This is a genomic window from Acinetobacter sp. ANC 5414, assembly GCF_013004295.1.
In the GTDB taxonomy this organism is placed as follows: domain Bacteria; phylum Pseudomonadota; class Gammaproteobacteria; order Pseudomonadales; family Moraxellaceae; genus Acinetobacter.
Map to the genome: position 1 here is coordinate 142,764 of NZ_JABERM010000030.1, position 14,162 is coordinate 156,925.

General features: G+C 34.7%; 11 protein-coding genes and 7 pseudogenes. 8 read left to right on the plus strand and 10 right to left on the minus strand.

Annotated elements, in window-relative coordinates; all coding sequences use genetic code 11:
- Positions 1 to 21: 21 nt before the first annotated feature.
- Positions 22 to 202, minus strand: a pseudogene (locus HLH18_RS13255) (ISNCY family transposase); the annotation flags it as partial.
- A gap of 251 nt (positions 203 to 453) precedes the next feature.
- On the opposite strand from HLH18_RS13255, the gene HLH18_RS13260 reads away from it, so the two are divergent.
- From HLH18_RS13260 to HLH18_RS13275, 4 genes are all read left to right on the plus strand, one after another.
- Positions 454 to 996 (plus strand): GTP-binding protein, encoded by a 543-nt coding sequence (locus tag HLH18_RS13260; RefSeq protein WP_171547208.1) that lies wholly within the window; start codon positions 454 to 456, stop codon positions 994 to 996.
- Between the two features lie 14 nt (positions 997 to 1,010).
- Positions 1,011 to 1,424, plus strand: coding sequence for a roadblock/LC7 domain-containing protein (locus tag HLH18_RS13265; RefSeq protein ID WP_171547209.1), 414 nt, complete (start codon positions 1,011 to 1,013; stop codon positions 1,422 to 1,424).
- A 111-nt stretch (positions 1,425 to 1,535) separates the two neighbouring features.
- The gene (locus HLH18_RS13270) at positions 1,536 to 2,492 is read left to right on the plus strand and encodes a hypothetical protein (protein ID WP_171547210.1); all 957 of its coding nucleotides are present in this window, start codon (positions 1,536 to 1,538) and stop codon (positions 2,490 to 2,492) included.
- A 47-nt stretch (positions 2,493 to 2,539) separates the two neighbouring features.
- Positions 2,540 to 2,896, plus strand: coding sequence for a roadblock/LC7 domain-containing protein (locus HLH18_RS13275; protein WP_171547211.1), 357 nt, complete (start codon positions 2,540 to 2,542; stop codon positions 2,894 to 2,896).
- Between the two features lie 374 nt (positions 2,897 to 3,270).
- On the opposite strand, the pseudogene HLH18_RS16285 reads toward HLH18_RS13275, so the two are convergent.
- Positions 3,271 to 3,842 (minus strand): annotated as a pseudogene (locus tag HLH18_RS16285) (substrate binding domain-containing protein).
- Between the two features lie 130 nt (positions 3,843 to 3,972).
- On the minus strand, positions 3,973 to 4,164 hold the full coding sequence (locus HLH18_RS13290; RefSeq protein ID WP_171547213.1) for a helix-turn-helix domain-containing protein: 192 nt from the start codon (positions 4,162 to 4,164) through the stop codon (positions 3,973 to 3,975).
- A gap of 102 nt (positions 4,165 to 4,266) precedes the next feature.
- On the opposite strand from HLH18_RS13290, the pseudogene HLH18_RS13295 reads away from it, so the two are divergent.
- A pseudogene (locus HLH18_RS13295) lies at positions 4,267 to 5,061 on the plus strand (SDR family NAD(P)-dependent oxidoreductase).
- Between the two features lie 370 nt (positions 5,062 to 5,431).
- Here the strand turns inward: HLH18_RS13295 and HLH18_RS13300 are convergent.
- The 5 genes and pseudogenes from HLH18_RS13300 to HLH18_RS13320 all read right to left on the minus strand — a co-directional run bounded on the left by HLH18_RS13300 (position 5,432) and on the right by HLH18_RS13320 (position 9,568).
- The gene (locus HLH18_RS13300) at positions 5,432 to 5,980 is read right to left on the minus strand and encodes a hypothetical protein (RefSeq protein WP_171547214.1); all 549 of its coding nucleotides are present in this window, start codon (positions 5,978 to 5,980) and stop codon (positions 5,432 to 5,434) included.
- A gap of 539 nt (positions 5,981 to 6,519) precedes the next feature.
- Entirely contained in the window at positions 6,520 to 7,497 is a 978-nt protein-coding gene (locus tag HLH18_RS13305) for a TerC family protein (RefSeq protein WP_171547215.1), read from the minus strand.
- 581 nt (positions 7,498 to 8,078) lie between these two features.
- Positions 8,079 to 8,171, minus strand: a pseudogene (locus HLH18_RS13310) (helix-turn-helix domain-containing protein); the annotation flags it as partial.
- Between the two features lie 464 nt (positions 8,172 to 8,635).
- Positions 8,636 to 8,803 carry a helix-turn-helix domain-containing protein gene (locus HLH18_RS13315; protein WP_502708139.1) on the minus strand — a complete coding sequence of 56 codons (168 nt, stop codon included), beginning with the start codon at positions 8,801 to 8,803 and terminating at the stop codon, positions 8,636 to 8,638.
- 61 nt (positions 8,804 to 8,864) lie between these two features.
- Positions 8,865 to 9,568, minus strand: a pseudogene (locus HLH18_RS13320) (IS6 family transposase).
- 249 nt (positions 9,569 to 9,817) lie between these two features.
- Between HLH18_RS13320 and HLH18_RS13325 the strand changes: the two are divergent.
- Together HLH18_RS13325 and HLH18_RS13335 are read left to right on the plus strand one after the other, a co-directional pair.
- Positions 9,818 to 11,017 carry a tyrosine-type recombinase/integrase gene (locus HLH18_RS13325; protein ID WP_171547216.1) on the plus strand — a complete coding sequence of 400 codons (1,200 nt, stop codon included), beginning with the start codon at positions 9,818 to 9,820 and terminating at the stop codon, positions 11,015 to 11,017.
- Positions 11,018 to 11,746: 729 nt separating this feature from the next.
- Positions 11,747 to 11,887 (plus strand): annotated as a pseudogene (locus tag HLH18_RS13335) (IS5/IS1182 family transposase); the annotation flags it as partial.
- Positions 11,888 to 12,666: 779 nt separating this feature from the next.
- Here HLH18_RS13335 and HLH18_RS13340 read toward each other — a convergent pair.
- Both HLH18_RS13340 and HLH18_RS16095 read right to left on the minus strand, forming a co-directional pair.
- Positions 12,667 to 13,293 (minus strand): PIG-L deacetylase family protein, encoded by a 627-nt coding sequence (locus HLH18_RS13340; RefSeq protein WP_171547282.1) that lies wholly within the window; start codon positions 13,291 to 13,293, stop codon positions 12,667 to 12,669.
- Between the two features lie 21 nt (positions 13,294 to 13,314).
- Positions 13,315 to 13,545, minus strand: a pseudogene (locus tag HLH18_RS16095) (plasmid replication DNA-binding protein); the annotation flags it as partial.
- Between the two features lie 279 nt (positions 13,546 to 13,824).
- Between HLH18_RS16095 and HLH18_RS16100 the strand changes: the two are divergent.
- Positions 13,825 to 14,049: a helix-turn-helix domain-containing protein gene (locus HLH18_RS16100; RefSeq protein ID WP_350643457.1), complete on the plus strand. Its 225-nt coding sequence runs from the start codon at positions 13,825 to 13,827 to the stop codon at positions 14,047 to 14,049.
- Positions 14,050 to 14,162 lie beyond the last annotated feature (113 nt).

Consider the following 14,162-nt stretch of genomic DNA (forward strand, 5'->3'; position numbering starts at 1 on the left):
TGAATTGGAAATGTCCAGTTTTTAACTGCAAGAGTCCAGTACAGGATTTAAGTTTCTTTGTTCAATAATGGCTTTTTGAGCTTTTACGACTCGGCATACTTTTTTTGGCCCGGGAACGCTTATTTTGTTTTTCCAATTCTTCATACTGTTGCTGGATATTGGCAAGGACTGAACCTAATCTTTTATTCTCAATAATCTCATTTCATATACCCACAAAAATCACTTTAATGTCTGAAATATCGAATAAATTCACAGTTTATTCACATTCGTAATCGTAACCTCAGTTTCCAACATATCACCATAGCTTAAATTTTAACTTATCATCCGTTGGTTCCAGCTACAGTCCAAAGCAATGATTTAAATACGGAGTTAAATTCGGGCTGCTTAAAGTACAAAACTACCGAATAGATTTTATATAAAACTGATTAAACCTTGATAAAAATGAGTGTCTATATGATTTTGCAGCAATATAAAATTGTTTTTGGTGGGAGTATGGGGGCTGGAAAATCGGCTGCCATCAAAGTGCTCTCCGACATTCCGGTCATAGAAACAGAAGCTATGAATACTGACATAAATAGGCATAGTAAATATTCCACGACAGTAGGAATCGACTATGGAGAAATTGTGCTTGAGGATGATACCAAAATAGGACTGTATGGCACCCCCGGTCAAGATCGCTTTGATTTTATGTGGTCTATTGTGTGTAAAGGTGCTATTGGAGTCGGTATTTTAATTGATCATTCAAGTGCAGAGCGTTTGCAAGATTTGCAAACCTATCTCAACGCTTTTCAAAGCTATAGTGAAAATATTGTGATTGGTATTACCCATCTCGATCAACAAGATGATCAGATGCTCAAGATTTATCGGGATTGGATGAGCTTACATCTCTACAGTTACCCCATATTTGCGGTCGATGCCAGACAAAAAGATGATGTGCTGCTTATGGTTGAAGTCTTAATTTCTGCTATTGAAACTCGCACCATTGCAATGTCTTAAAGGATGAAATTAAAGTGAATACCAATACTCTTTCACGCCAGATTCCTCAATCATTGATTGAAACGGGCCGTATCCAAATTCATGAACTGTTAAATAACGTGAGCGGCCTTGATTTTGTCATGCTGTGCTCTTCTGACGGTTTTCAATTGGCTTTGGCCAGTAAAAAGAAGCTGGAAAATACTGGAAAAATTGCTGCTGTCAGCAGCTCAATTTTAGCGATGGTGTCGGCCTTTATTTCAGAAATCAACTTAGTAGGCTGTAAAACCCTTTCACTTGATGCAGAGAATGGGCATGTGATTTTAATGGGTGTGGAACATATCCTTTATCCTATGCTGATTGTAGCGGTAGGTTCACCTGATGTTCTGATGGGACAAATGCGCTATGAAGTCAAAAAAAACTCAGAGTCTTTAGCCAAAATCGATATATAGATTATTGGATCCATGAAAAATATGTGATTGATTAATTATTATGTAATGCACTGTATTTAAATGAATTTAAATTATCTATTGTAATAACACCTAGCTTAATGCGGTTAGAGAATGAAAAAGTTTTTAAATATTGCTGTCTTCGGGGTAAGCCTGAATGTGCTTGACCAGCTTAAAAGCCAAATATTGTTATCTGTTCCTGGTGAAGTGCAGGTACGCTGGGTCAATATCGCTGAAAGAAATATTGACCTGCTGATGGTTAACGATGCTTTTTTTGCATCATCCAGCATTCAAAAAATTCTCTCTCAGATTCATATACAGTACCTACGTCTGATCAAAGTTCCTGAACAACAGGGCATGATTGTCGATGACACCTTATCTTATCCTGTAACCCAGTTAGATCATTTACGTGAGTGGTTACAAGAAAAATTCTTTGATTATGAACCGGATTACCTTCATCTGCCTTCTACAACTGTAGAACAACCTGTTGCTATCTCGAGCATATTTGATCAATGCTTATTAGCTCGAAACGGTTTTATCCAGTTATTCGATTATCAGGGGTTCTTGGCCCTAGTCGATACCATGACCGAGCGTGTCTGGGTCAATCCTGATCATCCCGTGACTGGTTTTGACAAAAGTCTGAATCAAACCTATGCCACGAATCAGTTTGTTCAAGAGATGATTAAGAATACACACGCTCAGGATTTAAGGAGCTGGTTGTGGCAGATGGCCTATTGTTCTAGGGACCTAGAACTTCCAGAGATTCAGACGAATCAATATTTTAAATTGCAGATCTGGCCAAAATTCGAGCCGAGTTGTGAACGTCGAAATCTATTAAAAATTGCGACTTGTTTTGCACAGGGCGCTCAGATTCAAACGGCAATCAATCAATTAAATATTCCCAAACAGCAAATCATCCGCTTTGTGGCACTCACATATATGCTCAAAATGGGTTCATGGATTGACTCTCATGAAGCGAAATTCATGAGAATCGATGAATCAACTGATCAAGGTCAGATGATTAAAGTGCGCAGTTTTTTTATGAAACTGCGTAAAAAATTAGGTCTTTAAATCAATATTTTTTCTGGGGAAACCCTTAACTCAAGGTAGAAAGTAAAATGGCTCGTATCGTTTTAGACAGCTTAACTGCGATGGATGGTTTTATTGCAGCAGCATTGGTAGATAGTGAAAGTGGTTTAGCTTTAGCTGTTCAAGGGACAACCATAGATTTAGAACTTGCTGCTGCAGGTAATACCGAAGTCATACGCGCAAAACGTAAAATAGCCAAAGCACTTCAATTAAATGATGATATTGAAGATATTTTAATTACTTTGGGTAAGCAATATCACCTGATTCGCCCTCTGGAAAGCAATGACAACTTATTTCTGTATCTTGTTTTAGATCGTCCAAAATCAAATTTAGCCATGGCTCGCTTTGAGCTAAAAGCATTTGAAAAAGAATTGGACTTTTCTTAAAATTGTATTCAAAACGAAGTTATTTAAGCATCTCTGCTTGAGATGCTTATTACATATGATGACTTTTTTTAATTTAGAAAGACTTTGTCTAAGATGCTCCAGATAACATACGCATAAGGATAGTAAGGTACGATAGGAGTTATACTAAGTGAACTAATAGGAAAAACCTCGGCATGATGCTGGGGGTTTTTATACAAAAGTTGCCGAATCTGCTCTCAGCTCTACCAAAAGAAAATATAAAGGTTTAAAGCTAAAAATAACTACAGATGAATATCAACTACACTTTGAATAGATCTCACAGGGAAAATGAGTAGTCCTTCCTGAAATAATAGGATTTTAAAGTAGAAAATCTCAAACTACGCATAGACTTTAATTTACGATCTTAGAAGATCCTCCTCGATCAGATAGTCAATGAGTATTCTTAACTTGTGTGGCATATATTCATTTTTAGCATAGACTAAATTGAGTTGATTCTCTTGATATCCTGCAATCTCTAACTGTGCTTCAATTAATAAACCTTGCGATAGGTATTGTTCAATTGCTGCACGGGGTTGGTAAATCACACCCAAGTGTGCTAAAGCAAAATCTATCAAGACTAATCCACTGTTACTTTGCGTATTACCTGAAATACGTACCTGTTTTTCCTGATCAAATACCATACGGTTGTTCCAGTAACTTGTGATTCTGAACAACCTAAACAGTTTTGCTGGCTTAAATCTGCTAAACAGGTGGCCTTTCCATATTTCTGCCAATATTTTGGACTAGCAGCAATAACCATCTCGACTGAATTTAATAGTGGCCGTGCTACTAAATAAGGTTCAACACTCATCCCAAAACGTACGAGTAGATCGAATTTATCTTTTATTAAATCAGAATGTTGATCATTGACTTCAATTTCTAATTCAATATTTGGATATAAACGTTGAAATTTTGTAATTTGGGCAATAAGTAACGTTGGCCAAGGACGCTAGGTATTCCCAAACGAATTTTACCTTGCATTTCATTCTGTTCACGCAACAAATTCGTTTCAGCTTCTTTTATTTCACGTAGGATTTTTTCACAAGCATAAAGGTACTCTAAACCATTTTGAGTGAGCTCCAAAAGTCGCGTACTGCGTTGTAGGAGTTTGAGTTTAGATGATCTTCAAGACGTTGAACATGCTTGGTGACCATCGCTGATGAAATCTGATGTTGCTCAGCAGCACGGGCAAAACTACCCACATAGGCAACACTGACAAAAACCTGCATGCTAGTCAATTTATCAAACATCTATTATTTACCAATAGTAAATAGTGAAACATAAATTATGCTAATTATTAATTAATAAAACAAGGTTAAGGTGTCTCATACATTCAAGTAGGAGCACTTCCCATGCAAATTTCATTACAAGATAAAGTAGCTTTAGTAACCTCAGCAACAGCAGGTATCGGTTTTGCGATTGCCCGGGGACTTGCTGAAGCAGGTGCTCATGTAATTATTACTGGGCGTAGCCAAGAAAAAGTAGAATATGCTGTAATACAGCTGAAAATTGATGTGCCAAATACAAAAATTAATGGTTTAGCTTTTAATGCAGCAACCGCTGAAGGGTGCCAACAAATTATCCAAGCTTTACCTGAGGTAGATATTTTAATTAATAACCTCGGTATTTACGGTACTTGTGAATTTTCATAAATTACCGATAAGCAATGGTTGGAGTTTTTTGAAACCAATATCATGAGTGGTGTTCGTTTAAGTCGTGACTATATGCAATCAATGCAAGCAAAAGGTTGGGGCCGAATTCAATTTATTTCGAGTGAATCTGCATTTAATATTCCTGCCGATATGGTGCATTACGGCATGACTAAATCTGCTATACAAGGAATATCGCGTGGTTTAGCCAAAGCATTGGCTGGAACAGGTGTGACTGTCAATACGATTTTACCTGGCCCAACTAAAACTGAAGGTGCGATTTTAATAATGCAACAAATTGCTCAAGAGCAAGGCATCACTTTAGAGCAGGCTGAAAGTTATTTTATTGAAAAACACCGTAATTCAAGCATTATCCGTCGATTTGCAGAACCAAAAGAAATAGCCAATATGGTTGTTTACATTGCATCAGAACAGGCCAGTGCAACAACAGGTGCAGCATTACGTGTGGAAGGCGGAATTATTGATAGTATTCATTAATATATGAGAAAATTTTAAGTATTTAGTCACCCCCTGACTTGATTTTAATTCGAGCAGGGGCTCAACAATAACGTAGCAACAAGTCTTTAGGCACTATTGAAAATAGGAATCTGAATCGATGATCTTCCTTTTAAAAAAGCTTAGAGATAGATCATCCTGTTGATTGTACAGGATTTTTTTTAAAAAATTTAAAAATTATTCTCAATCATTCAAATCTAATTGATAACTCAGGTATGATGCATATTACTGAATAAGTCGGCCATCCATTCCTGTTCGTGGTCTACCAGTTATTCTATCAAAGTAGGCTACACCTTTAGCTAAACGGTCTTTAGCTGATTATTCGTGGTTACTTGCAACAGTACCTTTCTCTCTAGCGTCTATCTTGACTATAACCTGTCCAAATCAAGTTAGGTGTTCCATCATATAGACAAAAACATAAATCAGGCCAATGATGGTCGTTTGTGATCATCACTCCCCATCCTTTCAAGTTTGGAAAATCAGCATAGTAAGTTCTATTTATATACCATCCTTCTTTATTGCCTTTCCAAAAACCTTCTTCTGGCATAATCAATTGATGTAGTAAAGTGCCATCAGAATGATAAATGGCAGCGTTATTAGGACGCTCAAAAAACCATGGAAATGTCTTTTCTGTACTAAATTTACTCGGTTCTTTATCGAAGATTACTAAAAAACTTGTCTGACCATCTAAAACAATAATTTGCTCAGAAATAGGAAGTAAATATTCACTACCATCTTCATAAATTATTATTTTTTGGCTACTCACAACCTTATTATTAATCATGTACTTAAACTCTTTCAACGAATTTTCAGAGTCAAATTCAGGATACTGTAAATAATTAAATTTTTGATTATCTTCAAACAAAGTTATTGAATAAATTTCCTTGATTTTCTTTATCATTTAATTTCTCTAATTCTCCCTTTTTTTTGCAAGACGTTCTTTTCTCTTACGCATTTCTGGACTCATAAGAACTATCCTTAATAATAAACTTTTTTTCTGTTAATTCAATGTCTTGTATTTAATCTTAGTACTATACATATTTCTTCTGCATGATTGATGGCTTTTTTCAGGAATGTGAAAAACATGAGGTCTACTAGGAACAGGAATAAGTGGTACGGTTGAAATAAGAATGACTGGTATATCTATGCAAGAATGTGCAGGTATGAAGTCTATCTAATTCAGCGGATCGATTGAAAAAAACTAGAAAGAAATAGAATTATGTCCCATTTAATATAATGGCGCTTATACGAAACATGCTGCATTGCATGCACAGCACAAAAAATGAAATTACCTTAATTATCATAAAGTTAATTTCATTTTTTGAATTTCCTATAACGTGTATTATATTAATTTTAGAAAAAATTATAATTAGAATGATTAACAGCCATTGTTTTATTGATGACTGTTAATTATTTGAAGAATTCCAATTTTATAATTTTTTATTTATGAGTACTTTGGTCTTTTGTTTTCCAAAGAGAGTATACAACTCCTATAAATAAGATGATGAATGTGATTGAAAGGGATACTGGCGGTGGAATTTTTGCTATGCCTAATCCATCAGCTATAAAAATTTTTGACCCAATAAACACTAATAATACTGCTAAGGCATATTTCAAATAATGGAATCGATCGACCATTGCTGATAGGGCAAAATATAAAGCACGTAATCCTAAAATTGCGAAAATATTCGAGGTATAAACAATAAATGGATCAGTCGTAATTGCAAAAATTGCAGGAACACTATCTATTGCAAAGATCAGATCTACGAACTCAATCATGATCAAGGCTAGAAAAAGTGGTGTCAGAAACCAGGCTAATTGATTAGTTTTGGGATCAATCTTCCTCACCCAAAACTTCTCTGCATGAAGCTGATCAGTAATTCTAAATCTTTTTTTAATGAAGTTTAGAATAGGAGAATTACCTACTTCATATTCTTTATCAACACTCAGCCACATTTTTATCCCTGTGAGTATGAGGAATGCTGCAAATATATAAAGGACCCATGAAAATTGGTTGACCAGAGTTGCGCCTAACCCAATCATGATTGCTCTTAAAAAAATTACACCTATAATTCCCCAAAACAAGACTCGATGTTGATAAATTCTTGGTATCGAAAAATATGAAAAAATCATTGCAATCACAAAGATATTGTCCATTGCTAATGACTTTTCAATCACAAAACCCGTTACGTAATTAATTCCTGCTGTCGGTCCGATATACCACCAAATCCATGCACCAAAAATTAAACCTAATGTGATATAAAATGCTGATAGTGCTAAACTTTCTTTAACCCCAATTTCTCTTACCTTACGATGAAATACTCCAAGATCAAGAATAAGTAGTACAAGTACAATAAGGATAAAAAAAATCCACATCCAAACAGGTTTATCTAAGAAATTTGAAAAGAGAATATCCATAATATTCCTCTGCTTATGCTTGTACTTATATGAGAAGATATACTCATTATAGACAATATTTGTCAATATTATATTTCATATAAAGACATATTCAGAATTCACAAACATTTCCTATTTAACATAATGGCGCTTATATGAAGTTTACTTATATATTAATTTAAATATCAATCACTTAAGATTACCACACTAGACAAGAAATCACCAAAAAGCCACCTTTGAAACAAGTCGGTTTTTTATGAGCACTTTTGATACTTATTGCCAATAAAGTTGTTTGAAAAATGGTCTATTTTTACTGATTTATCAACGTTCCCATTTCGGAAACTATCCCCAATTTCTATGGATAAGATTTAGGCTAATTGTACGCTCTGGCTCACATGAATTTCGGCCCTTTGCTGCTATTAGAAATAGGGGGATTTTTCTATGATGAGTACATCAGGAACAGGATGTTCCATAACATAAAACAAAAATTATAAGTTATTGCACAAGGATCAGAGGGTAATAAAAGCACATTTCTAAAGCCATGTAAAAAAACCCCAGCAGGACGCCGGGGTTTTTTATTATATAAACTTTTCAAATCAGGGTTAGAGAGCATCCAGAATACGAATTAGAGTTGCTACAGGGCTAGTTGGATAGCGACGGCCTTGTTCCCAGTTTTTCTGTGTTCTAGAACTGATGAAATTTACTATAAAATTCCACCATTTTTATGTTTTTTGATAAATTTAAGCTACTGTTTGTAAATGATAATTATTAAAATAATAAATTTTTGTAAGTAAAATCGTACACATATTAGAGATATTAACGCATATCTTCTTTATCAATTTTTTGAGAACATGTTTCTCATAAATAGGCTGGCAGGAAAAGCTGGCAATAAACGCACTACAACGATAATAAAGTCGAAAGACAGCGAAATTACACCGGAACGTAAATGATAAAAGAAGAAACTTACAGCCGCTAAGCCTTATAGTTTTGGGAGAGCCTATAAGGCTTTTTATTTGACATAAAATCTCTTATTCGAAATCAAAAATGCGGGCTATTATCCCAATTTATATCAATAAAATTCAATTATCTTAGAGCTTCTCTAACAAAAAATGGATCTTTAATAAATAACTTAATTAAAGATTGTGCTGCTTTGGATGGCTTACATACACCTTGTTCCCAACATTTCTAATGTACGGACAGATACTCCTAACGTAAATGCAAATTGACGCTGACTTAATTCTGATTTTTGGCGAGCTAAAGCTACATCTGTTTGAGTGATGCTGTGCGTTCTTACTGGAGTATTTGCAAGCATTTCATCTACTGCCATAAGCAATTCGGCACTGTTGCAAATACGGATCTGAGTCTATGATATTGCCTTTAAAAAGTGCTTAAAGACCGAAAACCCTGTTGATTAGATACACTTCACCCTGAGGTTGACCATAATAAAATGACGAAGCTTGTCCTTTACGTAGTGCATGCATGACTTCAATACCTTTAATTGTGGCATAAGCCGTCTTCATGGATTTGAATCCTAACGTGGCCCTGATGATCCGCTTTAGCTTGCCATGATCACATTCAATCACGTTATTTTTGTACTTAACCTGCCTGTGCTCAAGGGTGGGCGAACATTTTCCTTCCTGTTTTAACCATGATAAAGCACTTCTATATGTGGGTGCTTTATCCGTATTGATCACCTGTGGAATTTGCCATTTCTTTACATTATTTAAAATTTTTCCAAGAAAACAATAGGCTGATTTGGTATTACGTCTAGAAGAAAGGTAAAAATCAATGGTATAGCCACGTTGATCGACTGCACGATACAGATAAGCCCATCGTCCATTCACTTTTACATAAGTTTCATCAATATGCCATGAGTGAGATCAGTAGGATTACGCCAATACCAGCGTAAGCGATTTTCTATTTCAGGAGCGTAACGTTGAACCCAGCGATAAATCGTAGTGTGATCAATCTTTACACCACGTTCGGCAAGCATTTCCTGAAGTTCACGATAGCTAATGCCATATTTACAATACCAGCGCACAACCCAAAGAATGATTTCACCCTGAAAATGCCGACCATGGAAGGGATTCATAGGCTGCACCTTTAGCTAAAAGAGCATTCAGCTTACCATCAGCGGCTATTTGCAACAGTGTCCTAATACATTCCTTCTGCTTGAAAATGGTAACTAGCATGGTTACTAAAATTTAATTTACTTATTTTTAAATATTTAAAAACAATTATTTATAAAACTATGTGATGCGTATCATACGCATCACATCTAATTAGGTTCATTTTGATATAATAAAAGTATCTAGTGTAGTTAGTGGTTTCATTCAATTTCATGAGTCTTACAGAATTTAAGATACGCCAAGCCAAATCAAAGGATAAAATTTACTACTTAGCCGATGATGATGGCTTAAGCTTGAAGATTGAACCTAACGGACGTAAGTCATGGAGTTATCGGTATTCTGTAGCAGGATCGAGCAAACGACCTAGAGTTAAACTAGGTCTATATCCTGTCATGTCTTTGAAGGATGCAAGATATGCACGAGATGAATATAAGTTAAATAATTACATCGGGGAAAATATACATAGCAAAAAAATAAAATCTTTCAAAGATGTTTGTGAGGAATGGTTGGAATTCAAAATAAAAAACGCTTTTAAAGATGAGCCACGTTGCGGTGTTATTCAGTTATCAAAAAAGTGTTTATATAATGATATATATCCAGAATTAAGTGATATCCCATTTAATGAAGTGAAACGATATGATTTAGTTACAGTTGTAAAGAAAATAGAATATCGGGATGTAAAAGAGCCCGTTAAAAAAGCGTATAGTTATTTAAATCAAATCTATGATTATGCTGTAGCAATGGGTTATTGTGAATATAATATTGCCAATGGTTTACATAAAATATTGGTCAATAATAAAATTAAGAAAAATTATCCATATTTAAAGGAAAAAGATATATCAAATTTTATACTTAGATTAAATGAAGTTAATACTCATCCTATTATTAAAAAAGCATTATGGTTTAAGCTTTACACCGGAGTACGAGGGGCTGAATTATTGCTAAGCGAGCCTCATCACTTTGATTTAGATAATAAAATTTGGAAAATTCCTGCTTTTCATATCAAACAGTTTAGACGTAAAGTCATTTTAGGCCATGATATTCCTGATTTTTTGGTTCCTTTATCAGATCAGGCTATTATAATTATAAGATCAGCATTAGAGTGGTCGCATGGTGAAAAATATGTATTTTATAGTCCTAGAAATAAAAACAAACATCTTCATTTTAATACATTAAATACAATAATTCGTAAAATGAATTATAGTAAAAATGAGTTATCCTTACATGGTTTGCGTTCTACCTTTAGTACCATATTAAATGAGTCTGGATTATTTCAACAAAATTGGATTGAAGCTCAATTGTCCCATACAGATAAAAATAAAACTCGTGCAAGTTATAATCATGCTGAGTATCTTGCCCAGCGTATTGAAATGATGCAGTGGTGGGGCGATTATTTAGGCTCTATTAAATAAAATTAGGCAACAGCTTTTGATCTTAAAATGAATGAACTTAATAGTAAGCATCCGGTAAACCACACTTTTCCTGTTAGTTAAACTATCCCGATAGTGTGCATTATTCATTTTAATGGACATTATGTTTATGACCTTGGACACTTTTCCAGACACTGAACAAACTACAAATAAAACCCGCAGAATCTCGCACCTGAGTTCAACAGCATCTTGCCAAGCTTTGCCAGAAACCAGACTCATCGATGGCAAAGGTCGCAATGCAACCAGGTCAATGCCAATCTACTGCATAAATGGATTCGCCAGTCCAGATCAATGCCCTCAGCAGTAAAAAGCTAGACCAATCCGAAGATGAGCTAGCTCAGTTGAGAGAAACGAATTACTGAAAACGGTCAAACGTGTGGGAAGAAAAATCTGGAAAAATTGATCAGGTTATCATCGACGAAGTTTGGTAGAAACTAGGACATGTCCTCATTTGGCTTTGCACCAAATAAACAAACAAGCCAAGAACAACATGGACTTATAATTACGAGCTAACTTTTCAAAACGAGTTGCGATACCATTACGTGAACGGTAGCAGCTATAAAATGGCATGGTTTATTGGATTTTCACCCAAATTTCATCAGTAATGACTCTGCGTGACATGTTCCAGCACTTAATTTTGACAGGAAGTAAGATATTTTAATTCAATCTATTAGAAGAATGAAATATGTACATCAAATGAGAACAGCCCCTAAGATGCACTGTATTAAATTATTGGGAGACAAACTGAGTACAAGGCACTTCCAAAGTCAGGTCAATGAAATTCATGCTCGAATTGCCATATTAAATAAATTCACCTCGTTAGGTAGACCTTACACCCAGGTTTCCACTTAAATTTGAGTAACTTAGGGTAGCTTTAACTTTTAAATCTCTGTTCAACAAAGCCTTGCAGAAGTAAAACCATTAATAGAAAATATGGATTTTAATGCCCTATTAGCAGACAAAGTATTTGATGCCGGATTGGCTGTTAAAAGAATTCGATGATCAAGGTGCAAAGGCAGTCGCCAATCGTACTGTTCAGTATGTATTTGATAGCTGTATGTATAAATGGCGGCATTTGATAGAGGATTATTTTTGAAAATTGAAAGAATTCAAACGCATTGCCATGCACAGCGACAAAACAGATTCGAGTTTTACCGCCATGATTTATCTTTGTGCTAGCGTAATTAACTCTCGTTAATTCTCAACAGACCCTAGCCCTCAGTCTTTGAGTGTTAGGATTTTTTAGTTCGTGGTTTTTTTATTGTTTTAGAAACGGAAATAGTCTGCTGTTACCGATAGGGGAGTAGTAACAGTGTTGAGAAGCAGATCCTGTTTGATTGGATCTAAATACTCACTGTTTAAGGTATGTAGTATTTACTGCTCATAAGCACTGAGTAGCCACCTATCCATAATTTAAAGGTGAGTGGGAGAGAAACTCCAATGAGTCATTTAAATTCCCCCTCGTTAAATCGAGTTAAATTTTCATATTTCATGGGGGTAGTATAAACAATTGTTTACTTTTGCAAGAGATCTAATATGTATTTCAGCTTTGATTTGCTGACTGTTGTTATAGATAATTGCCAAAAATTGTTTGTTTTTTGATTTATGAAAGAAGTCTATTGTTTTCATATTTATAAAACCATTTTATAAGGAATAAAGCCTTCGCTTAATGGAAAACCAGCTTGTTGCCCACGAAATATTGCTACTGATCTTATAAAGTTTTCAGACATGTAATTTCTATGCATTTGGCTTTTATGATTTTTTAAAGCTTCTATTTTTTTCTCTAAAAATATTTCATCGATTCTTTCAAAAACTTTTGGATTAAAGTATGTACTAGAGCTAGGCGTTTCATAACAAAGAATTTGTGCCACTGTTCTGAATGCCACGATTGAAGCATCAAAAATTGCTCTGTGATCTTGATGACGATCTTCTTCAAACATTGTATATATACGTGCAATATTTGAGTGGGAGGAAATATCTTTTAAACAAATTTCTAATGAAATAATAATTTCACATAGACTTAATGCTAACTTAGTATCTTCAAAATCCAAAAAGAAAGTCTTATTTACTCCTAACATGCTTAATGCTTGGGAGGTTTCTTTGATTCTATTTTGGTTAAATGGATTACCTTTTGATCCATTAGATAAGACTATTGCAAAAATATCAAAGCCTTCTTTTGCTAGCTTCGCCAAACTGGCCCCACATCCCAATTCAATATCATCAGGATGAGCACCTATAGCAATAACGCCTTGATTCATATAATCTGTTTTTTCTAATACGTATTCACTTTTATTCTGCTTTTGTATTATAGACGTATCAATACGTTTTGATGTCTTTTCTCCAGCAGGCTTTCCATAAACACGAAGCAACTCCGAAAAATCTAATAATCCATCATTACCTCTGCTTAAGATACCGTTTTTTATATCTTTATATAGTGTTGCTCTAGACTTCTTGTAAAGATTAGCAGCATCACTAATGCTGAATTTGCTGTATTTTATTATTGTATTCATTGTTTTATCGAAATATTTTATAAATTGTATTTAAGAATAGAATACGTGTATTCCTATACACACTCAAGGTCTAGAATGTAAATTTTTCTAATGTGGTAAAAGTTACTTTTGTTATATTTAGTCTTTAATTTTTGATGCTAAAATTTCATAGCTCTTATTACTGTTAAATACGATAGCTCAAAAGTTTTAATAACTGATTGACCAACCAAAGCACACTAAAGAAAGCGTATTAATACCGTATCTATCCAACTGCAGAACAGAAAGTGCTAATCTAAAAGCATCTTTGGATGCACTAGCTTTACATATAATTGGGTATTGGCACTGCAACAAAAACATTATGAGGAAAACAAGAGATCACTCTCCCGAACGGAGATACAAGATCAGCTTGTTGCGCTCAAGAAACAGGATGAATTCTCCTGGCATAGTAAATTTAGTCAAACCTTGCTCAGTAGTTTATTGCACCTATATACCGCCTTTACCAACTTCTTCAAGGGTTTGGCATAGTTTGCAAAATTCAAATCAAAAAAGATACCGGGACGCTCATATCAATGTCCTTAGCACTGTAGAGTAGATTTTGAGCATGGTTTATTAAACCTATCAAAGATCAAAGGGATTAA